The organism is Pseudomonas sp. A-B-19 (assembly GCF_019947515.1).
In the GTDB taxonomy this organism is placed as follows: domain Bacteria; phylum Pseudomonadota; class Gammaproteobacteria; order Pseudomonadales; family Pseudomonadaceae; genus Aquipseudomonas.
In genome coordinates, this window is the sequence record NZ_JAGYGN010000008.1 from 204,435 (window position 1) to 225,729 (window position 21,295).

Consider the following 21,295-nt stretch of genomic DNA (forward strand, 5'->3'; position numbering starts at 1 on the left):
GACTGTATCGAAAGGCGGGTGAGATACAGTGAGATACATGCAATACCGACGGCCACCGCTCCCACAGGGGTCATGTGCCGGCAGGAAAATCGTCGCTTTCGTCGCACCAGACCACGCAGTGCAAGGCCCGAACTAAACTCAACGCACACAGGATCAGCCTAGTGTCCTGCACATTCCCACGACCACCGCCCAGCGGCGAACACCTCGCCAGACACCGCCCCTGGACCGTGATCCTGCTCAAGGAGCGCACATGATGGACGAGGCCAGACTCAACGATTTCATGGGCAAACTGGTGAATGACATGGGCGGCGCGGCGATGCTTGCCAACGTCATCCTCGGCGAAGAGCTCGGGCTGTACCGGGCGATGGCCGACAGCCAGCCAATGACCCCGGAAGCACTCGCCGCCAAAACCGGCTGCAACACCCGCCTGCTGCGCGAATGGCTCAGCGCCCATGCCGCCTCCGGCTACATGGAACATCATGACGGCCAGTTCCGTCTGCCCGAAGAGCAAGCCATGGCTTTGGCAATCGAAGACTCACCGGTCTATGTGGCGGGCGGGATCAGCGTGGTCGCGTCGTTTTTCCATGACAAGGACAAGCTGGTCAACGCCATGCGCGGCAATGGTGCCCTGCCCTGGGGCGACCACCATCCGTGCATGTTCAGCGGCACCGAACGCTTCTTCCGCCCCGGCTACAAAGCCCATCTGGTCGCCGAATGGCTGCCGGCCCTCGACGGTGTGGTGGCCAAACTGGAAGCCGGAGCCAAAGTGGCGGACGTCGGCTGCGGCCATGGCGCCTCCACGGTGATCATGGCCCAGGCCTTTCCGGATTCGCGCTTCGTCGGTTTCGACTACCACGCGCCGTCCGTTACCGTCGCCACCCAACGCGCCGAAGAAGGCGGTGTGTCCGGTCGGGCCCGGTTCTTCCAGGGCACGGCCAAAAGCTATCCTGGCAGCGACTTCGACCTGATCTGCTATTTCGACTGCCTGCACGACATGGGCGACCCGGTGGGAGCGGCCAAACATGCTTATGAATCGCTGAAGGACGACGGCACGGTGCTGCTGGTCGAGCCCTACGCCAACGACTTGCTCGACGACAACGTCAACCCGGTTGGACGCCTGTTCTACGCAGCCTCGACCTTCATCTGCACGCCCAACTCGCTGTCCCAGGAAGTCGGCCTCGGCCTCGGCGCCCAGGCCGGTGAAGCGCGGTTGCGCAAAGTGTTCAGCGAGGCTGGATTCACCCGTTTTCGCCGGGCCACGGAAACGCCGTTCAACCTGATTCTCGAGGCGCGTAAATGACCCCCTGTAGGAGCTGGCTTGCCAGCTCCTACAGGGTGATTTGCGCCAGGGTCGTGGCCAGCGATTGGCAAATGCTACGCTGCAGGTATTCAAGTGCCCTGCAGTGTATTAGACATGCTCGACCGCCAGCCCCGTGACCAACTCGATCGCCTCCATCAGCTGATGGCGGATCAGCCGTTTGCCGTACTGACCGGGGCCGGTATCAGCACGCCATCGGGCATTCCGGATTATCGCGACAACCAGGGCGTGCGGCGTGGCAGGCAGCCGATGATGTACCAGGAATTTCTCTCCGCCCCGGAGTCCCGGCGACGCTACTGGGCGCGGGCGATGCTCGGCTGGCCACGGGTGCGTCTGGCGCAGCCGAACGCGACCCACGACACCCTGGCCCGTTTGCAAGGCGCGCGGCAGATCAGCGGCTTGATCACCCAGAACGTCGACACCTTGCACGATCAGGCCGGCAGCCATGACGTGATCGAACTCCACGGCAGTCTGCACCGGGTTTTGTGCCTGGATTGCGGTCGGCGTAGCCAGCGCGATTCGATCCAGCGCCTGATGGAAACACAGAACCCGTACCTGGCCGGCGTCGACGCGGTACAGGCGCCGGACGGCGACACCTTGCTCGACCCGGCCTTCGAGGCACGCTTCCAGGTCCCGCACTGCCCGCATTGCGCCGGGGAACGGATGAAGCCTGATGTGGTGTTCTTTGGCGAGAACGTTGCACAGGCCACGGCGGCCAAGGCGATGGCGGCCGTTGAGCAGGCTGCCGGGTTGTTGGTACTCGGGTCTTCGTTGATGGCCTATTCGGCATTTCGCTTGTGCCGGGCGGTGGTGGATCAGGGTAAGCCGTTGATCGCGATCAACCTGGGCAAGACCCGGGCCGATGAGATGCTGGATTTGAAGATCGAGGGCGCGTGCGAGCGGTTGTTGCCGTTACTGGCTCAACGCCTCTCTTCCTGACCCCAAAAACCTGTAGGAGCCGGCTTGCCGGCGAAGGCGGTCTGTCAGCCAGCAACCATGTTTAATGTACCGGCCCCTTCGCCGGCAAGCCGGCTCCTACAGGGTCCGTTCAATTCAAGTCAGTCGCTCGCCCAGGTTTTCCTCTTTGAGCACATCAAACAACGCCTGCGCCGCCGCCGACAGCTCTCCCCCGGGCAACGTCAACACCCCCAGCGCCCGCTCCACCACCGGATCGCGCAAGGTAATGCAACGCGCGCCCAGCTCACGCATCTGCCCGGCACACAAGGCCGGCACCGCGCTCACGCCCAGGCCACTGGCGACCATGCGCCCGACCGTCGCCAGTTGATGGCTTTCAAACTCCACCGGCAGTTTCATCCCGCGGGCCTGCAAATGCTCCTCTAGCATGACCCGCACGGTGGACGGCCGCTGCAAGGTAATGAACGGTTCCTTGAGCAGGGTCTGCCAGTCGATGTCATCGAGCTCGGCCAGTGCCGAATCCAGGGGCACCACTGCGACGAATCGGTCGATGTACAACGGCGTGAATTGCAGCGACGAACTCATGGTCGGCTCGAACGCCACCCCCAGTTCCACCTGGCGGTCACGGACCATTTCCAGCACCTGCTCGTTGATCACGTCATTGACCGTCACGTTGACGTTCGGATAACGGGCGCGGAAAGTCTTGAGGATCGGCGGCAGCAGGTTGCCGGCGAACGACGGCATCGCCGCCAGGGTCACGCGACCGCGCTGCAGGGTGAAGCGCTGGCGCAACTCATCCTCGGCATTGTCCCAGTCGGCGATCAAGCGGCGCGCCAGCGGCACCAGGGTTTCGCCTTCGGCGGTGAGCGCCACGTTACGCGTGTTGCGGGTGAACAAGCGCCCGCCCAAGCCTTCCTCCAGCGCCTTGATAGTCAGGCTCAGGGCCGATTGCGACAGGTGCAGGCGCTCGCAGGCCACGGCAAAGCTCAGGCTCTGGGCCACGGCCAGAAAGGCGCGGATCTGCTTGACGGTCATACTCGATTTCTCCCGGCTATTGTAGGAGCTGCCGAAGGCTGCGATCTTTTGATCTTGATCCAAAAGATCGCAGCCTTCGGCAGCTCCTACATATTGTTGAGTTTTATCTATTAATCAACCTTAAAAAACAACTTAACAAATCAATACTCCAGCGAGACACTCCATCCCATTCGGCTAGCCAGCCGCCCACAAAGAATAAAAGAGGTGCATATGGCAGGTTTCGACAAGCGCGTGAGTTCCTACGAGGAAGCGTTGGCAGGTCTTGAAGACGGCATGACCGTGATCGCTGGCGGCTTCGGCCTGTGCGGGATCCCGGAAAACCTGATCAACGAGATCAAGCGCAAGGGCACTCGCGATCTGACCGTGGTCTCCAACAACTGCGGCGTCGACGGTTTCGGCCTTGGCGTACTGCTGACCGACCGCCAGATCAGCAAAGTGGTGGCGTCCTACGTCGGCGAAAACAAGCTGTTCGAAGAGCAACTGCTCAACGGCGAAATCGAAGTCATCCTGACCCCGCAAGGCACCCTCGCTGAAAAAATGCGCGCAGGCGGCGCCGGCATCCCGGCCTTCTTCACCGCCACCGGCGTCGGCACGCCTGTCGCCGACGGCAAGGAAGTCCGCGAATTCCATGGCCGCAAGTACCTGATGGAAGAATCCATCACCGGCGACTTCGCCATCGTCAAAGGCTGGAAAGCCGACCATTTCGGTAACGTGATCTATCGCCACACCGCCCAGAACTTCAACCCGCTGGCGGCCACCGCCGGCAAGATCACCGTGGTCGAAGTCGAAGAAATCGTCGAACCCGGCGAGCTGGACCCGGCGCAGATCCACACCCCTGGCATCTACGTCGACCGGATCATCTGCGGCACGTTCGAGAAGCGCATCGAACAACGCACCGTACGCAAGTGATCCCCTGCCCCCCGGACCGAATGAAGGAATAACGACAATGGCACTTTCCCGCGAACAAATGGCTCAACGCGTCGCCCGCGAAATGCAGGACGGCTTCTACGTGAACCTGGGTATCGGCATTCCGACCCTGGTCGCCAACTACATCCCCGAAGGCATGGAAGTCATGCTGCAGTCGGAAAACGGCTTGCTGGGCATGGGTCCTTTTCCTACTGAAGAAACCATCGATGCCGACATGATCAACGCCGGCAAGCAAACCGTGACCGCACGTACCGGCGCGTCGATTTTCTCCTCCGCCGAATCCTTCGCGATGATCCGCGGTGGCCATGTCGACCTGACCGTGCTGGGCGCGTTCGAAGTGGACGTGCAGGGCAACATCGCCTCGTGGATGATCCCCGGCAAACTGGTCAAGGGCATGGGCGGCGCGATGGACCTGGTTGCCGGCGCCGACAACATCATCGTCATCATGACCCACGCGTCCAAGGATGGTGAGTCCAAGCTGTTGTCCCAATGCAGCCTGCCGCTGACCGGCGCCGGTTGCATCAAGCGCGTGCTGACTGACCTGGCTTACCTGGAAATCGAAAACGGCGCGTTCATTCTGAAAGAGCGCGCACCGGGTGTCAGCGTCGAAGAGATCGTCGCCAAGACTGCCGGTAAACTGATCGTGCCGGACCATGTGCCGCAAATGCAGTTCGCTGCCCAGTGAGGAATCATTCCATGCAAGAAGTCGTCATTGTTGCCGCCACGCGTACCGCGATCGGCAGCTTCCAGGGATCCCTGGCCAATGTGTCTGCCGTTGACCTGGGCGCTGCGGTGATCCGTCAATTGCTGGCGCAAACCGGCCTGGATCCTGCGCAGGTCGATGAAGTGATCATGGGCCAGGTGCTGACCGCCGGCGCCGGGCAAAACCCTGCGCGCCAGGCCGCGATCAAGGCTGGCCTGCCGTTCGCCGTACCGGCCATGACCCTGAACAAGGTCTGCGGTTCGGGCCTCAAGGCCCTGCACTTGGGCGCCCAGGCGATTCGCTGCGGCGATGCCGAGGTGATCATCGCCGGTGGCCAGGAAAACATGAGCCTGGCCAACTACGTCATGCCCGGCGCCCGCACCGGCCTGCGCATGGGCCATGCGCAAATCGTCGACACCATGATCAGCGATGGTCTGTGGGATGCGTTCAACGATTACCACATGGGCATCACCGCCGAGAACCTGGCCGAGAAGTACAGCCTGACTCGCGAGCAGCAGGACGCATTCGCCGCCGCCTCGCAACAGAAAGCCGTGGCCGCCATCGAAGCCGGGCGCTTCGTCGATGAAATCACCCCGATCCTGATCCCGCAGCGCAAGGGCGACCCGCTGTCCTTCGCCACCGACGAACAGCCACGGGCCGGCACCACCGCCGAATCCCTGGGCAAACTCAAGCCGGCCTTCAAGAAAGACGGTTCGGTAACCGCCGGCAATGCTTCGACGCTGAACGACGGTGCCGCGGCCGTGATCCTGATGAGCGCTGAAAAAGCCAAGGCCCTGGGCCTGCCGGTGCTGGCGAAAATCGCTGCCTACGCCAACGCAGGCGTCGATCCGGCGATCATGGGCATCGGCCCGGTGTCGGCCACCCGCCGCTGCCTGGACAAGGCCGGCTGGAACATCGACCAACTGGACCTGATCGAAGCCAACGAAGCCTTCGCCGCGCAATCCCTGGCGGTGGCCAAGGACCTGGAATGGGACTTGAACAAGGTCAACGTCAACGGCGGCGCCATTGCCCTCGGTCACCCGATCGGGGCTTCGGGTTGCCGTGTGCTGGTGACCCTGCTGCATGAAATGCTCAAGCGTGACGCCAAAAAAGGCCTCGCCACCTTGTGTATCGGTGGTGGTCAGGGCGTGGCGCTGGCGCTCGAGCGGGCGTAAGCCAACAGCGTTCAACAGATGGCGCGGGGACCCACGAAGATCCGTGACCGTCTGGAAAACTGTGGCGAGGGGGCTTGCCCCCTCGCCACATCCCGGGTTCTTTTTTGCCTACGCTTTTTCAGGTAGACCGCGATGAGCCCGGTTCTCTCACCCCAGAAACTGCAAAATCAACCAACTGTTCGCCCCACTGATCACCCCGAACAACCCCCACGCCAACACCCGTGTCGGCAGCCGGTTCACCAGTGGCCCCATGAGGGCATGATCGTTGGTCATGCGAATCAGCGGGTACAGCGCGAACGGCAATTGCAGGCTCAACACCACCTGGCTCAACACCAGCAACTTGCCGATGGCGTCGTCACCCATCAGCCACACGCCGATGAACGCCGGGATCAACGCCAGCCCGCGAGTGATCAGGCGTCGTTGCCAGCAGGGAATGCGCAGGTTCAGGAAACCTTCCATGATCACCTGGCCGGCGATGGTGCCGGTGAAGGTCGAACTCTGCCCCGAGGCCAGCAACGCCACGCCAAACAGTACGCTGGCCAACGCCCCGCCCACCAGAGGGTCGAGCAAGTGGTAGGCATCCTGGATGTCCACGACATCGGCGTGACCGGACTGATGGAAAGCTGCCGCCGCCAGAATCAGGATCGCCGCGTTGACCAGCAGTGCCAGCGCCAGAGAGCCAATGGTGTCGATGCGCGCCAGTTTGACCGCGTCCTGCTTGCTGGCCAGGTCCTTGCCGATCAACCGGGTTTGCACGATGGACGTGTGCAGGTACAGGTTATGCGGCATCACCGTGGCCCCGAGGATGCCGATGGCCAGGTACAGTGGCGCCGCATCGCCGATGGCCGACAGCGACGGCGTGAAGCCGCGGGCGACATCGGGCCAGTAGGGTTTGATCAGCAGCAACTCGACAAAGAAGCACACGCCGATGGTGCCGACCAGCACCAGCATGATTGCTTCGAGTCGGCGGAATCCACGGTTCTGCAAGGCCAGCACCAACAGGGTATCGAATGCCGTCAGGGTGATGCCGAAGGTCAGCGAGCAACCGAGCAACAAATGGAACGCCAGGGCGCAGCCGAGCACCTCGGCCAGGTCGGTGGCGATGATGGAAATCTCCGCCAGAAACCATTGGGTGCGAGCGGTGCGTGTGCTGTAGCGCTCTCGGGACAACTGCGCCAGATCACGCCCGGTGGCAATGCCCAGGCGCGAACACAGGCACTGCACGACCATCCCCGACAGGCTTGCCAGCAACACCACGAACAACAAGCTGTAGCCGAACCGCGAGCCGGCCTCGATGGCGGTCGCCCAGTTGCCCGGGTCCATGTAACCGATGGACACCAGCAACCCCGGCCCGGCAAAACGCAGGACACGCTTGAAGAACGACGCGCGGGGGTCGACGGCGACGCTACCGGCCACTTCCGGCGGGCAAAACGGCGCAGTGGCGGTCTTGGGCAGAAAACTGAATTTCACACGATGATCCATCAAAAGGTGGGAAGGCAGGCAAAACTGTGGTGATCATCGCAAAGTTTACGGGGCCGCGCCCAGCAACTGCCGGCGCAACTCGGGATTAATGCTACCGTTGCCACCTCACTCAGGTCGGAGACGTGCGCGTGTTGATCCTTAAACTGCTGGTGATTCCAGGCTTCCTGCTACTGATTTCCCTGGCTGGCAAACGCTGGGGGCCGAGCGTGGCCGGTTGGTTGTCGGGGTTGCCGGTGGTGGTCGGGCCGATTCTGTTGTTCCTCGCCCTTGAACAAGGCGAAGCGTTCGCTGCGCAATCGGCCACTGCTGCGCTGTCGGCCATGTTCGCGATGATTGCGTTTTGCGTGACTTACGCTCAGGTCGCACAACGGGCCGGTTGGCCGCTGGCGTTGCTGATCTCGCTGTCGGTCTGGGCGCTGGTGGCGATCGCCCTGTCGCTGATCCCGGCCTCCCTGGTGTTTTCGGTGTGCGCCGCCGCCACCGCGCTGCTCGCCGCACCGTACCTGTTTCCCGCCGTGCAACCGGTGCTCAATGGCCCGGCACCGAAATCCGACAAGCTCCTGCTGCGAATGCTGGCCGGTGCTTTGCTCACGCTGGTCGTAACCCTGCTGGCCAGCACTGTCGGCGACCGTTGGAGCGGCCTGCTGGCGGTGTTCCCGGTATTGGGTAGCGTGATGGCGGTGTTCTCCCAGCAAACCCGTGGCCCGGCCTTTACCGCCGCGTTGCTGCGCGCCACCGCCACCGGCATGTACTCGTTCGCCGCCTTCTGCCTGGTGTTGGCGCTGGCCCTGCCGACGATGGGAATGAACGCCTTTGTGCTGGGCATCGCGGTATCGGTGGCCATGCTGGGCGTGACCAAACGCCTGCTGGCGCGGCCGGCCGGCCCGACGACGGACACTGAAGGAGCTGCCATCAAACGCTAGCCCGTATCGGCTCATCGGGCTGTCCTCAGCAGAGGTGGGTGCTCGGCCAAGGTGACCGCTGGGTAGAGCACGCTGGAATGCATCACAACCTCCATGGGATGATCGCGCCCCACCGCGCGCCCATCCCTGGAGATTCCGATGTCATTGTTGAGTAAAAAAGCCCTCGTCCTGCTGCTGGCAGCCGCTACCGGCCTTGGGGCTTTGAATGCGCAGGCCGCCAAGGCCCCGTCCAGCGATAACGCGCCAACCCGGAAAGTCTCGATGCTCGGCGGCAAGTTTACCTTCAACCTGCCCAAGGGTTTCAGCGCCAACCCGCTGCCGGCCAGCCCGGACGGTGCCAGTGGCACCCTGTACAGCAATGAAACCACCAGGACCGTGGTGATCGCCGCTGAAAACACCCTGCCCAACGGTGTCAGCGTCAAGGACAACGACGGCGGGTTCCTCGATGGCACAGTGGCTGACTTCGATTCGGCGCAACACAAGTCCCTGCCCGACTACAACAAACTGAGCGAGAAAAGCCTGACCCGGACAACCGGGCTGGGCCTGCGCCAGGTCGATGGTACTGCCACCCGGGGCGGCGGCATGACCCTCACCACCACGCTGATGGCCGCGTCCGGCACCCGCATGGCGGTGATCCAGGTGATTTCCCGTCCCGGCGACATGGCGGCCCACGAAACCCTGATCAAACAGATCGTCAGCGGAAAATAAGGCTCAGGGGTTGAGACGCTGCAACCAGGCGCTCAAATCCTGGATCTCGTCGGCGCTGATGTTGTGGCCGACACCGGGGTAGCCGTGGAACTCCGGTTCCAGTGACACGCTCTGCAACAGGCTGTTGGCTTCCGTACCGTCGCTGTAGGGAAGGCGTTTGTCCTGCTCGCCATGACCGATGAAAATTGCCAGCGACTGGCGTTTTTCATCCGGTACAAGCCCGGACTTGAGCACCGGCAGAATCCGTCCGCTCAACGCGGCGATGCCACCGAGCGCCTCGGGATGCCGCAGACCCACTTCGTAGGACATGATCGCACCCTGGCTGAACCCCACCAGGAACACCTTCTCCGGTTCGGTGTGATATTTCTTCGTGGCCTGTGTAACGAAGTCCAGCAGCAACTGGCCGCTGGACTTCAGATCATCGGTCTCGCCGTTGTAAGCCCCTTCGCCCTTCTTGCGAAACCACTGATAGCTGCCCTCCTGCGTCACAATCGGTGCCCGTACCGACAAGTAGGTGTAGGACTCGGGCAAGTCATCCTTGATGCCGAACAGGTCCTGCTCGTTACTGCCGTAACCGTGGAGGAAAATAACCAGGGGTTGATGGATCGAATCGGCGTTGGCCTGCTCCAGGTATTTGAGCGGCAAGTCGGTTTGCAGCGGGGTTTGGGCGTGGACGACAGTGGATGCCAGAAGCGTAAGCAGCGCGAGAATCTTCAACATGGGTCTTCCTTCACGGAATGCAGGATTCGGGGAAGAGCCTAACACTGTGAATCAGGCAGGAACATCTCGGGTGAAGCTGAAGCCGTCTTCGCGGGCAAGCCCGCTCCTACAGGTTTAGTGAACGCCACAAATCCGTTGTAGGAGCTGGCTTGCCAGCGAAGAGGCCATTACAAACAAGGAAAATCCAGGATCAGTCGTTGACCAGCTTCCCCACCCGAATCGCCTCGCGCCCGGCAACCTTCGCCTGCCAGGTCCCCGGCTGGGTGTAACGCCCACGGTCAATGGCGAACAACACACCGCTGGTGCCGGCCTGCACGGTGGTGACCTTGTCGTTCAACGGGTCGACCACCTCGAACAGCGCATCGCCCTTCTCCACCCACTCCCCGGCTTCACGCAGGAAGCTGACCACGCCGTGATGCGGTGCGAACAGGTATTGGGTGCCTTCCAATGGCATGCCTTCACAGCATTCGGCCGGTGCCGCCGGCCATGTGCCGGAGATGAATCCCTGCTCGGCAAGGAACCCGAGAATGGCCTCGCAATTGGCCTGGGCCTGGTCGACGCGGGTGTCTCCCATGCTGCCCAGCTCCAGGGTGGTCGCCAGGTTGGCCAGTGGAATCACCGCCGTCGGGAACGCTCTGGCCAGACGCAACCATGGCGCAGAACAGGATTCATCGAACGAGCTGCCGCCGGAGTCTTCACACAGCAGCGCCACGCCGGCCTTCAAACGCGCCGCCAGGGACTGCCATTGCGGCCAGTGCTGCGGCAAGGCGTAGAGGTGGATCGCCGCATCGAAATCGCAATGCAGGTCAAGGGTGATGTCGGCGTCGCAGGCATGGCGCAGCAACAGACGGTGCATCGCTTCCAGTTGCGATGGCGCGGCTGGCAAGTCGTCGAGGACCTGACCCATGGTCTGGCGAATCAGCGCGATGTTGGCCTGGGCATCGCTGCCGAGGCGATCACCGATCAACCCGGCCACCGGCGCACTGAGTTCGACGAACGAGCGGTTGAAGTTCTTGCCGCTGCCCAGCTCGAAACGCCCCATGTGGCTGCCTTGCAAGTGCTGATCGAGGCCAATGGGATTGGCCACCGGCACGAGTTCGATCACACCGTTCAATTGCCCCTGCTGTTCAAGTTCGGTCAGGCGTTTCTTCAACTCCCAGGCCGTGCGCATGCCCGGCAATTCGTCGGCGTGCAGACTGGCCTGGATATACACCTTGCGCGTGCCCGCGCCATAACGAAACACGCTCAGGGTGCGCTCGGTGCCCAGGTGGCTCCAGGGAAGCTTGTGGTCGATGCGTTGCATGGGAAACTCCTACAGTTGGGATATGTGTCAGGCAGGATAAATCAGGAACACAAAAAAAATGGCAACCGCGTCAACGGTTGCCACTTTTTCAACCCGCACGCTTACTCGCCGTATACGTCAAACTTGAAGTACTTGTCCTGCACTTGCTTGTACTTGCCGTTGGCGCGGATTGCGGTGATCGCTGTGTTGAATTGCTCGGCCAGGGCGGTATCACCCTTGCGCACGGCAATGCCGGCGCCGCCACCGAAGTATTTCGGATCGTTGTACTCAGGGCCGACAAAGGCAAAACCTTTACCGGCGTCGGTTTTCAGGAAACCGTCGTCCAGGTTGACCGAGTCGGCCAGCAACGCGTCAATGCGGCCGGAGACCATGTCCAGGTTGGCTTCCTGCTGGGAGCCGTAACGCACCAGGACAATCCCCGCCGGTTGCAGTACTTCAGTGGCGAAACGGTCGTGGGTACTGGCGCGCAGGACACCGACTTTCTTGCCCTTGAGCTCGGTCAGCGGGTCCTTGACGTCGCTGCCTTCCTTCATCACGAAGCGCGCCGGGGTGTGGTAGTACTTGATGGTGAAATCGACGTTCTTCTTGCGATCATCCGTGATGGTCATGGACGACAGGATAGCGTCGATTTTCTTGACCTTCAGCGCAGGGATCAGGCCGTCGAACTCTTGCTCGACCCAGGTACACTTGACCTTCATCTGCTCGCACAGGGCATCGCCGATGTCCACGTCGAAACCGGTGAGTTTGCCGTCTGGGGTTTTCATCGAGAACGGCGGGTAGCCGGCTTCGATACCGATGCGGATCGGCTTGGCGTCTGCGGCCACGGCGGTCAGGGACAACATCGACAGTGCCAGGGCACCGAACATCACTAGCTTCTTCATTTATAACTCCTGTGTGCGGAGGCTTTTATTGGCAGCTTCGATTGGCAGCGTTCGGTCATCGCTTCGTGAGCGGAAGCCGAAGTGGCCGGCAGTCTAGAGCGGCTACAGGTGGGCAAATTACGCCGAAGCGACAAATATTTATAGAAAAGTGGCGGCAGGATGGAGGTATTGAGATGCACGCGCCATCACGGGGCAAAGTCTGTCAGACAAGTCGCGTTTTCAGCACAAACCTGCAGCGTTTGCGGCTTCATCCGACCCAATGAGCCGACTGGCGGTGCCGGATGTTTTGCGGCACATTGAGCGCCCTTGCATCCCATCGAGAGTAACGCGATGCCCACGTTGAACCTGATCCAGCACCACCCCGCCGAAGGTCCGGGTGCCATCGCCATCTGGGCCGAATCCCGAGGGGTGGCGCTGAACGTATTTCGCGCCGACCTCGGCCAATTGCCGCCCGTCAGCGCCGACCCGGTGATCCTGTTGGGCGGGCCTTATGAATCCAATGCCGGTCCGGCCTGGCTGGAAGCCGAACGGCAATGGCTTGACGGCAGTCTGGAACTGGGTGGGGCCGTATTCGCGATATGCCTGGGGGCACAGTTGCTGGCGTTGAGTCTCGGAGGGAATGTACGGCGGATGGAGCAGACCGAAACCGGATGGACCCGCGTGACCTTTATCGATGGGCAAACGCTGAAGGTGCTGGAGTGGCACGAAGACGCCATCGACCTGCCACCCAACGCGCAACTGCTGGCCAGCAGTGCGTTATGTGCACAGCAGATGTACCGCGCCGGGCCGACGCGGCTGGGGTTGCAGTTTCACCCGGAATGGAACGCCGAGTCGGTGGCCCTGCTCAATGCGCATTTTGGCGAGGAGTCGCCATTGCCACGGGGGCCGCAGGACGATGCGCCCTACGCCGATGTGTTGGCATGGTTGCAGGCGACACTGGATGAGTGGTGGGCGGCCGCTAACGAACACTGATCCGTGTGTAACACCACTCTTGTGGCGAGGGAGCTTGCTCCCGCTGGGTCGCGAAGCGGCCCCAAAAAAATGCGTCTGCTTCGCAGCCGAGCGGGAGCAAGCTCCCTCGCCACAGGCAAGCCCCCTCGCCACAATGATCAATGGTGTTTGGGCCTCAGCATTCACAGCCAATCATGTCACGGGCTGGTCGTTGCTCGGCGACACTCAACTCAAACCCCTCATCCAGCCACCCGGTCACGCCGCCGATCATCTCCTTGACCGGATAACCCAGGGCCGCCAGTTTCACTGCAGCCTTGTTGGCACCATTGCAGTGCGGCCCGGCGCAATAGACCACAAACAGGCTGTTTTTCGGATAACCCGCCAAACCTTCGGCGCTCAACAAGCGCCCGGGAATGTTGATCGCTCCCGGCACATGCCCGCGTTCGAACGCCAGCGGCCCCCGAACATCCACCAGAATGAAATCGACTTCGCCAGCCTGCTGGCTGCCGTAGACGTCGGAACAATCGGTTTCGAACGTCAGACGGTTGCTGAAATGCATCAGGGCGATGGCCGATGGGGCGGCAGGAATTTCGCGTACCAGACTGCTCATGTTGTGTACTCCAAGGTATCGGTGGGTGCAGGAAGACTTTATCCGCCAGCCACTTGCAGCTACAGTGGCGTACAAGACACTCACCGGGAACTTTCCGCCAAATGCACCCCAGCCCAGGAATGGTTGCGATTCTGGCCTACGACGGCCTCTGCACGTTCGAGTTCGGCATTGCCGTGGAGATCTTCGGCCTGCCACGCCCTGAATTCGATTTCCCGTGGTACGAGCATCGTATCGTCGCCGTCGATCAAGGCCCGATGCGTGCCATGGGCGGCATCCAGGTCCTGGCCGATGGCGGCATGGAAATGCTCGCCGACGCGCGGACCATCATCATCCCCGGCTGGCGCGACCGTAGCGCCGCAGTACCGGCGCAGCTGATCGCCGCTCTGCGCCAGGCCCATGCGCGGGGTGCGCGGTTGCTGTCGATCTGCTCCGGCGTTTTTGTCCTCGCCGCTACCGGCTTGCTCGACGGCCGCGGCGCGACCACGCACTGGCGCTATACCTCGGAACTGGCCGAACGGTTTCCCGGCATCCTGGTGGACCCGGACGTGCTGTATGTCGATTCCGGCCAATTGATCACTTCGGCCGGCAGCGCGGCAGGCATCGATGCCTGCCTGCATCTGGTGGCACGGGATTTCGGCACGCAGGTGGCCAACTCCGTAGCCCGACGCCTGGTCATGTCGCCGCAACGCAGTGGTGGCCAGGCGCAATTCATTCCGACGCCGGTCAGTCCTGCACCGCGCAGCGATCTTTCCCGCGTCATGCAGTGGGCACGTGAACGTTTGCACGAACCACTGGAGGTGCGCGACCTGGCCAGCGAAGCCGCCATGAGCGAACGCACGTTCCTGCGCCGCTTCACCGAAGCCAGTGGCCAGTCACCGAAAACCTGGTTGCAGCACGAACGTCTGGGGCGTGCCCGCGAACTGCTGGAAAGCAGCGACCAGAACACCGAACAGATCGCCGAACGTTGTGGTTATCGCTCGGTGGAAAGCTTCCGGGTGGCCTTTCGCACGGTGGTTGGCGTGCCGCCTTCGGTGTATCGGGAGCGGTTTGGGCGTGGGGGTAATGCCGGTTTTTGAGGTGTTCTCGAGGGCCTCTTCGCGGGCAAGCCCGCTCCTACAAGGATTGCACGAACCCTGTAGGAGCGGGCTTGCCCGCGAAGGCGTCAGACCGGGCAATTCAGTACTCAAGGCTTGCGCAATAAATAGGTATCCATGATCCAGCCATTGGCCAGCCGCGCCGCCTTGCGCACCCGTTCGATGTCATCCGCCACATCCCTGAGCTTGCCGCGGATCAGGATTTGATCCGGTGTCCCCAAATAGGCGCCCCAGCAAATCTCGGTGTCCTGATCCACCACCTGACGGTAAGCATCCTGAGCATCGAGCATCACCACCAGGCTGTCGGCATCGCTCACCTGCCCTGCCGCCAGACGCCGGCCCGTGGTGATTTCAACCGAGCGGCCAATCTGGTTGAGCGGCACCTTGTGCTGTGCCGCCAACGCCTGGACGCTGGTAATGCCGGGGATCACCTCAAACTCGAATGCACAGGCGCCTGAAGCCTGAATGGCCTGGAGGATACGAATGGTGCTGTCGTACAACCCAGGGTCGCCCCACACCAGAAAACCTCCACACTGGCCGTCGGACATGTCCTCGTCGATCAACCGTTCGAAGGTCTGCTGTTTGGCCAGGTTCAAGTCGTCGACACTGGTCTTGTAGTCCACCTCACCGCGCTCGCGTTCAGGGCTGTGGGCCTCGACAAAACGGTAATCGTGGCCAGTGATGTAGCGTTCGCAGATTTCGCGTCGCAAATCGATGAGTGTGTTTTTGCTCTCGCCCTTGTCCATGAGAAAAAAAACGTCGACCTGATTCAGCGCCTTCACCGCTTGCATCGTGATGTAGTCGGGATTGCCAGCACCGATGCCGATAACCAGGAGCTTTTTCATCACGACAAATCCTCGGCGTCGGAGCCCGGCAAGCGTAGCCGCCAGCGGCCATGGAACCTCAACTCGACCGCGGACAGGGGTTCGACGTCGATCAGGCTGGAGGATCCCCCCTGCAACACCTGCGTCAGCGCGGCGCGAATGACGAATGGATGGGTAATGGCAACGATGTGCCCCGGCGTCGACTGCAACGCGGTCAACCACGCGCCCACCCGCTCGCCCAGTTGCACCAGTGACTCGCCACCGTGGGGTGCCGAAGCCGGGTCGCCCAGCCAGTGCTGGAGCGCCTCGGAATCGTTTTTTTGCAGATCGCTAATGCGTATTCCGTTCCAGCACCCGAAGTCGCAGTCCTTCAGTGCGTCGACAATCTGCGGCGCGCTGCCGAACAGTTCAGCGGTTTGCCGCGTACGCGATTCCGGGCCGCAGACAAGGCGCACAGCGCCCTTGAACTGCTTGCAACGGGAAAGCCTGAGCGCTTGCCAATCCATCTCCAGCGGTTCGTCCAGAGGAAACCGCGCCAATTTCTGTGCAACGGTTCGAGCGTGGCAAATCAGGGTTAAACGGGTCGCCTGCACCGGCAATCACTCTATGAATGGAAAGGAACGACAGCGTCAGGTGACCGCCATTGCGCAATTGTGCCGCAAGAAAGCAGACTCGGGGGGTGTTTAGTTTTCCTGCTTGAAACGGATCCTTCAGTCATTTCCTGCCAGGTTTCCTGTGATGTCTGACCGCAACTCAGGCAATTGCCTACAAGACTTTACGACATCGGCGTAGTCCCTTGGTACAGGCACTTCGCCCCTTTTTCGGGCACGGCCAGACCGCGCGAAAATTCACTAGACAGGCAGGACGCGATAATTAAATACTCCTTTCAACGGACTGTTAAATCATGTTCCACACTCATCCAGCAGGAGCCCGGACACCCTTTCTCGAATACCCGATCAACGCACCTGGCCAGGCATCGCCTGCCGCCGAATCGCCAATTTCTTGTTTAATGCGGTCCATTCCAATAAACATCTGACAAGAAAAAGAGTGGCGCCTGACAACGTTCAGACGACCACCGGTTGAATGTGTGGAAAAACCGACAGTGATAGTCAGGTTCGGCCTAAACCGTCGAATCGTTTGATACAGGAGTGTCTCCATGCTGGTCTTGCGTCCAGTCGAGTCAGCCGACCTGCCCCAGTTACAAAGGCTGGCTCGTGAAAGCCTCGTGGGCGTTACATCCCTGCCCGACGATAGCGAACGGTTACACGGAAAAATCCTCGATTCCTGTGCCTCGTTCGAGAAGGACGTCGCGGGTCATGGCCCGGAAAACTATTTTTTTGTGCTCGAAGACCTGACGACGCAGCACCTGGTCGGCTGCTCGGAAATCCTCGCCACGGCGGGGTTCAACGAGCCGTTCTACAGCCTGCGCAACCGGCACTTCACCAGTGCCTCCAGGGAACTGAACATCGAGCACGGTGTACCGGCCTTGTCGTTGTGCCACGACCTCAGTGGCCACACCTTGTTGCGGGGCTTCCATATCGATGCCGCGCTTGTGCGCAGCGCGCATTCCGAACTGCTGTCGCGGGCGCGCCTGTTGTTCATTGCCGCCCACACCCGGCGTTTTTCCGAAACGGTGATCACCGAAATCGTCGGCTACAGCAGTGATGAAGGCCACTCGCCATTTTGGGATGCAGTGGGCAAGCATTTCTTCAACTTGCCCTACGTCGAGGCCGAACGGCTTTGCGGCCTGCAGAGCCGCACCTTTCTCGCCGAACTGATGCCGCAGTATCCGATTTATGTGCCCATGCTGCCCCAGGCGGCACAGGACTGTATCGGCAGCATCCACCCCGACGGCCAGGAAGCCTTCGATATCCTCGAGCGTGAAGGCTTCGAAACCAACAGCTACATCGATTTGTTCGATGGGGGCCCGACCCTGTATGCACGCACGTCAGGCATTCGTTCCATCGCCCACAGCCAGTGCGCTATCGCGCGGCCGGGACCTGTGATCGATGCCCGCGGCAGCTTTCTGGTGAGCAACGATTCCTTGAAGGATTACCGGGCCATCGTCGCCGATCTTGATTACATCCCCGGGCAACCCGTCACGCTGGACGCAGCCATGTGCAAGGCGCTGAAGGTGACCGAGGGCAGCACGATCAGGCTGATAGCCCTGTGAATACCCGCCAGCGACGTCACCGCCCGAGCACACACGAACAAGGAACAGCCGCATGATTGTCCGTCCGGTCCAGATCACCGATCTGCCCACCCTGCTCACGCTGGTGCGTCAGGCGGTTCCGGGACTTACCAGACTGCCGGCCGACGAAGAACGCCTGGCCCACCGGATCCGCTGGGCCCAACGCACTTTCGCCGGGCAGGTCGATCGGGCCGATGCCGATTATCTGTTCGTGCTCGAGGACGACGAGCAGCAAGTGCTGGGCGTCAGCGCCCTGACGGGTGGCGTCGGCCTGCGCGAACCCTGGTACAACTACCGGGTCGGGCTGACGGTCAGTGCGGCACCGGACCTGGGTATCGAGCGCCAGATCCCGACCCTGTTCCTGAGCAATGAATTGACCGGGCAATCGCAAGTCTGCTCGCTGTACCTGCGCCCCGATCAGCGCCAGGGCAGCAACGGCCGTTTGCTTTCGCTCGGGCGTTTGTTGTTTGTGGCCGAATTTACGCAGCTGTTCGGCAACCGGCTCATCGTCGAGTTACGCGGCAGTGCCGACGAACGAGGTGGCTCGCCTTTCTGGGACAGCCTCGGCCGGCACTTTTTCAAGATGGATTTCAGCTACGCCGATCACTTGTCCGGGCTGGGCAACAAATCGTTCATCGCCGAATTGATGCCGCGCCAGCCGCTGTACACCTGCCTGCTTACCGAGCAGGCCCAGGCGGTGATCGGCAAGGCCCACCCCAATACCGAGCCGGCCCTGAAAATCCTCAGCGCCGAAGGGTTTGCCCACAAGGGCTACATCGATATCTTCGACGGCGGACCGGTCCTTGAAGCCCCGGTTTGCGGGATCCGCACCGTGCGCGACAGTCAACCGCTGGCACTGGCCATCGGCTCGCCGGACGATAAAGCGCCCCTCTGGCTGATCCATAACCGCCGCCTGGAAAACTGCCGCATTACCTGCGCCCCGGCACGACAGTTGGGCAACAGCCTGGTGGTTGACCGCCTTACCGCCAAGCGCTTGCAGCTGCAACCGGGCGACTCGGTGCGCGCCGTGCCGCTGCTTGACCAACGGCAACAGGCCGAGGCGGCGTGACCTATCCGCTCCATCGTTGCGACATCAATCTGCCTGATCCGGCAAATTCGTCATCATTGTCCCCCTGCGCGCGTGATAGCCTTTTATTTCTTAGGCGTTGACACTTTTGCTCAAGCCCCTCCATTCCATTGGTGGAACTCATATGTCCAGGCTTTCCCATCAAGATTTGCGCCGCAATTTTCGCCAATTGTTCGCCTCCGACACTTGCTACCACACAGCCTCGGTTTTCGACCCGATGTCGGCCCGCATCGCCGCCGACCTGGGCTTCGAAGTCGGGATCCTTGGCGGTTCGGTCGCCTCGTTGCAAGTGCTGGGCGCCCCTGACTTTGCCCTGATCACCCTCAGCGAATTCGCTGAGCAGGCCACCCGCATCGGCCGTGTCGCCCAGTTGCCGGTGATTGCCGACGCCGACCACGGCTACGGCAATGCGCTCAACGTCATGCGCACCATCGTCGAACTCGAACGGGCCGGCGTCGCCGCGCTGACCATCGAAGACACCCTGCTGCCTGCGCAGTTTGGCCGCAAATCCACCGACCTGATCACGGTCGCCGAAGGTGTCGGCAAGATCCGCGCGGCACTGGAAGCGCGCTGCGACAAGGAAATGGCGATCATCGCCCGCACCCATGCGGGGATTGCGCCGGTGCAGGAAATCATCAGCCGCACCCGGCAATACCAGCGCGCCGGGGCCGACGGTATCTGCATGGTGGGCGTCAAGGACTTCGACCATCTGGAGCAGATCGCCGAGCACCTGAGCGTGCCGCTGATGCTGGTGACCTACGGCAACCCGTTGCTACGCGATGACAAGCGCCTGGCGGAACTGGGCGTTCGTGTGACCATCGACGGCCATGGCGCGTACTTCGCCGCGATCAAGGCGACCTACGACAGCCTGCGTGAGCAACGCCAGATACTCACCCAGACCTCGGACCTGAACGCGACCGAGCTGACCCACACCTACACGCAACCGGAGGAATACATCCGCTACGCGGAAGAATTCATGAGCGTGAAGGAATGACGGTCTAGCCCGAATCGACGCACTCGCGAACAGGCTCGCTCCAACAAGGTTTTTTTTGCGTACAAAAAACTGCGTTCATCCAAAAAACCTGTAGGAGCTGGCTTGCCAGCGAAAGCGGTGTGTCAGCAACGTGGATACCGGCTGATCGAACGCCTTCGCTGCGATGCGGCGACCCGACAAGCCAGCGCCTACAGAGGGACTGCGGCCAAACGCCGATGCGGGGAATACCGGCTCCTACAGACTTTGCGCTGGACGATCACACCGAATCGAGCAATTCGCGATGGGGTTTGCCATTGCCGCAACAGATCACTCGATTACGCCCGGTGGTCTTGGCTTCGTATAGCGCATGGTCGGCGTCGTTGAGCCAAAACGTCGCGTCGGGGTGGGCCGGGTTGAATGACGCCAGGCCAATGCTCAGGCTGACTTTCAGCGCCGGGTTCTGCTCGTCCCCCAAGGTGGCGAAGCGATCGCGCAGGGCTTCCATGACGGCGGCGGCGCGGTTCAGGGGCAGGTCCGGAAGGATCACGCAGAACTCGTCACCGCCGTAGCGCCCCGCCACATCGGTCGCTCGCAGGCTGTGCCTGAGCATTTTGCTCAACTGACGCAGGACGATGTCCCCAGCGACATGGCCGTAGGTATCGTTGATGGCTTTGAAATGGTCGATATCGATCAGTGCAATCGCCCCGCCTTTTTGCTGACGTGTGCAACGCTGGAACTCGACCTCCAGCTGGTCCTTCCAGGAGCCATGGTTGAGCAGGCCCGTCAGGCTGTCGGTGCGGCTCAGTGCCAGCAGTTCACGCTTCTGACGGCCGAGGGTATGGGCCTGGCGGAAGCAGAACCAGCCCAGCGCCAACGGATACAGGCACAGCAATGGCAAACAGGCATAGAGCTGCACCGGGCTGGTAGCAGGAATGAACGCCGGGGCGAAAATCTGCAAGCCTACGCAGAGGCCCAGCACTTGCGCGGCCGTCCCGGCCAGCAGGAAGCGCAAACCGCCGATGGCCACATTATGCATGGCCATCATGGAGATGGTGGTCGCGCTGGGCAGTGGATTGAATTGCATGGCGGCAATCCAGAAGCCACCGAGAAAGGCATCGATCAGCAGATTTCGGTGTTCGGCATGATAGGGCGTCCTGGCCCGGCGCGCCCATTGGTAGGCCAGGTGCGGCCAGACCAGGCCGTTGAACCACATGAATCCCCAGACCCAGGGCGCCGGATCGAGTGGATACATCGCCGCGCTCACACACACCAGTCCCAGGGCCACCCCCAGGATTCGCGATGTGTAGAGCCTCCTGGCCAATGAAGATCCCTTTCCTCCCGTTTTTGCCATAGGGCCTCTGTGCCACTCGACGGAATGCGATAACAGCCTGTGCCTGTGTGCTGGAGTCTATCAGGGTGAAATCAAATAGCCACCACCGACTGACAGGCTGAGTATCGCGATATCACGCTCGCAT

The 21,295-nt window shown here is 61.5% G+C and carries 21 protein-coding genes; 12 read left to right on the forward strand and 9 right to left on the reverse strand.

Annotated elements, in window-relative coordinates; genetic code table 11:
* Positions 1 to 253: 253 nt before the first annotated feature.
* Positions 254 to 1,300, forward strand: a complete 1,047-nt coding sequence (locus KGA81_RS11990; protein WP_223545992.1) for a class I SAM-dependent methyltransferase — start codon at positions 254 to 256, stop codon at positions 1,298 to 1,300.
* A 114-nt stretch (positions 1,301 to 1,414) separates the two neighbouring features.
* A complete protein-coding gene (locus KGA81_RS11995; protein WP_223545993.1) occupies positions 1,415 to 2,257 on the forward strand; it encodes an NAD-dependent protein deacetylase in 843 nt (280 codons plus the stop codon).
* A 114-nt stretch (positions 2,258 to 2,371) separates the two neighbouring features.
* Here the strand turns inward: KGA81_RS11995 and KGA81_RS12000 are convergent, their stop codons facing one another.
* The gene (locus KGA81_RS12000; RefSeq protein WP_223545994.1) at positions 2,372 to 3,268 is read right to left on the reverse strand and encodes a LysR family transcriptional regulator; all 897 of its coding nucleotides are present in this window, start codon (positions 3,266 to 3,268) and stop codon (positions 2,372 to 2,374) included.
* Between the two features lie 210 nt (positions 3,269 to 3,478).
* On the opposite strand from KGA81_RS12000, the gene KGA81_RS12005 reads away from it, so the two are divergent.
* From KGA81_RS12005 to KGA81_RS12015, 3 genes are read left to right on the forward strand one after another with little or no spacing between them, the layout of a single operon-like run.
* Positions 3,479 to 4,177: a CoA transferase subunit A gene (locus tag KGA81_RS12005; protein WP_223545995.1), complete on the forward strand. Its 699-nt coding sequence runs from the start codon at positions 3,479 to 3,481 to the stop codon at positions 4,175 to 4,177.
* Positions 4,178 to 4,214: 37 nt separating this feature from the next.
* Positions 4,215 to 4,880 carry a CoA transferase subunit B gene (locus KGA81_RS12010; protein WP_223545996.1) on the forward strand — a complete coding sequence of 222 codons (666 nt, stop codon included), beginning with the start codon at positions 4,215 to 4,217 and terminating at the stop codon, positions 4,878 to 4,880.
* Positions 4,881 to 4,891: 11 nt separating this feature from the next.
* A complete protein-coding gene (locus KGA81_RS12015) occupies positions 4,892 to 6,073 on the forward strand; it encodes an acetyl-CoA C-acetyltransferase (protein WP_223545997.1) in 1,182 nt (393 codons plus the stop codon).
* Positions 6,074 to 6,220: 147 nt separating this feature from the next.
* On the opposite strand, the gene KGA81_RS12020 is transcribed toward KGA81_RS12015, so the two are convergent.
* Positions 6,221 to 7,543 carry an Nramp family divalent metal transporter gene (locus tag KGA81_RS12020; RefSeq protein WP_223545998.1) on the reverse strand — a complete coding sequence of 441 codons (1,323 nt, stop codon included), beginning with the start codon at positions 7,541 to 7,543 and terminating at the stop codon, positions 6,221 to 6,223.
* Positions 7,544 to 7,683: 140 nt separating this feature from the next.
* On the opposite strand from KGA81_RS12020, the gene KGA81_RS12025 reads away from it, so the two are divergent.
* Both KGA81_RS12025 and KGA81_RS12030 read left to right on the forward strand, forming a co-directional pair.
* A complete protein-coding gene (locus tag KGA81_RS12025) occupies positions 7,684 to 8,478 on the forward strand; it encodes a hypothetical protein (protein WP_223545999.1) in 795 nt (264 codons plus the stop codon).
* A gap of 138 nt (positions 8,479 to 8,616) precedes the next feature.
* Positions 8,617 to 9,186 (forward strand): hypothetical protein, encoded by a 570-nt coding sequence (locus KGA81_RS12030; protein ID WP_223546000.1) that lies wholly within the window; start codon positions 8,617 to 8,619, stop codon positions 9,184 to 9,186.
* A 3-nt stretch (positions 9,187 to 9,189) separates the two neighbouring features.
* On the opposite strand, the gene KGA81_RS12035 is transcribed toward KGA81_RS12030, so the two are convergent.
* From KGA81_RS12035 to KGA81_RS12045, 3 genes are all read right to left on the reverse strand, one after another.
* Entirely contained in the window at positions 9,190 to 9,906 is a 717-nt protein-coding gene (locus KGA81_RS12035) for an alpha/beta hydrolase (RefSeq protein WP_223546001.1), read from the reverse strand.
* 190 nt (positions 9,907 to 10,096) lie between these two features.
* Positions 10,097 to 11,209 (reverse strand): succinylglutamate desuccinylase/aspartoacylase family protein, encoded by a 1,113-nt coding sequence (locus KGA81_RS12040; RefSeq protein WP_223546002.1) that lies wholly within the window; start codon positions 11,207 to 11,209, stop codon positions 10,097 to 10,099.
* A gap of 101 nt (positions 11,210 to 11,310) precedes the next feature.
* Positions 11,311 to 12,090 (reverse strand): ABC transporter substrate-binding protein, encoded by a 780-nt coding sequence (locus KGA81_RS12045; RefSeq protein WP_223546003.1) that lies wholly within the window; start codon positions 12,088 to 12,090, stop codon positions 11,311 to 11,313.
* A 330-nt stretch (positions 12,091 to 12,420) separates the two neighbouring features.
* On the opposite strand from KGA81_RS12045, the gene KGA81_RS12050 reads away from it, so the two are divergent.
* Positions 12,421 to 13,062: a type 1 glutamine amidotransferase gene (locus tag KGA81_RS12050; protein ID WP_223546004.1), complete on the forward strand. Its 642-nt coding sequence runs from the start codon at positions 12,421 to 12,423 to the stop codon at positions 13,060 to 13,062.
* Between the two features lie 154 nt (positions 13,063 to 13,216).
* Here the strand turns inward: KGA81_RS12050 and KGA81_RS12055 are convergent, their stop codons facing one another.
* A complete protein-coding gene (locus KGA81_RS12055; RefSeq protein WP_223546005.1) occupies positions 13,217 to 13,651 on the reverse strand; it encodes a rhodanese-like domain-containing protein in 435 nt (144 codons plus the stop codon).
* A 101-nt stretch (positions 13,652 to 13,752) separates the two neighbouring features.
* On the opposite strand from KGA81_RS12055, the gene ftrA reads away from it, so the two are divergent.
* On the forward strand, positions 13,753 to 14,727 hold the full coding sequence (ftrA, locus tag KGA81_RS12060) for a transcriptional regulator FtrA (protein WP_223546006.1): 975 nt from the start codon (positions 13,753 to 13,755) through the stop codon (positions 14,725 to 14,727).
* A gap of 107 nt (positions 14,728 to 14,834) precedes the next feature.
* Here ftrA and cobF read toward each other — a convergent pair whose 3' ends face one another.
* On the reverse strand, positions 14,835 to 15,590 hold the full coding sequence (cobF, locus tag KGA81_RS12065) for a precorrin-6A synthase (deacetylating) (protein ID WP_223546007.1): 756 nt from the start codon (positions 15,588 to 15,590) through the stop codon (positions 14,835 to 14,837).
* A complete protein-coding gene (locus tag KGA81_RS12070; protein ID WP_223546008.1) occupies positions 15,590 to 16,162 on the reverse strand; it encodes a histidine phosphatase family protein in 573 nt (190 codons plus the stop codon). Before KGA81_RS12070 ends, cobF begins: the two co-directional genes overlap by 1 nt.
* Before the next feature lie 563 nt (positions 16,163 to 16,725).
* On the opposite strand from KGA81_RS12070, the gene KGA81_RS12075 reads away from it, so the two are divergent.
* The 3 genes from KGA81_RS12075 to KGA81_RS12085 all read left to right on the forward strand — a co-directional run bounded on the left by KGA81_RS12075 (position 16,726) and on the right by KGA81_RS12085 (position 19,841).
* Positions 16,726 to 17,742 carry an arginine N-succinyltransferase gene (locus KGA81_RS12075; protein ID WP_223546009.1) on the forward strand — a complete coding sequence of 339 codons (1,017 nt, stop codon included), beginning with the start codon at positions 16,726 to 16,728 and terminating at the stop codon, positions 17,740 to 17,742.
* A 52-nt stretch (positions 17,743 to 17,794) separates the two neighbouring features.
* The gene (astA, locus tag KGA81_RS12080) at positions 17,795 to 18,829 is read left to right on the forward strand and encodes an arginine N-succinyltransferase (protein WP_223546010.1); all 1,035 of its coding nucleotides are present in this window, start codon (positions 17,795 to 17,797) and stop codon (positions 18,827 to 18,829) included.
* A gap of 142 nt (positions 18,830 to 18,971) precedes the next feature.
* Positions 18,972 to 19,841, forward strand: coding sequence for an oxaloacetate decarboxylase (locus KGA81_RS12085; RefSeq protein ID WP_108219687.1), 870 nt, complete (start codon positions 18,972 to 18,974; stop codon positions 19,839 to 19,841).
* 256 nt (positions 19,842 to 20,097) lie between these two features.
* Here the strand turns inward: KGA81_RS12085 and KGA81_RS12090 are convergent, their stop codons facing one another.
* Positions 20,098 to 21,171, reverse strand: coding sequence for a diguanylate cyclase (locus KGA81_RS12090; protein WP_223546011.1), 1,074 nt, complete (start codon positions 21,169 to 21,171; stop codon positions 20,098 to 20,100).
* Positions 21,172 to 21,295: the final 124 nt, after the last annotated feature.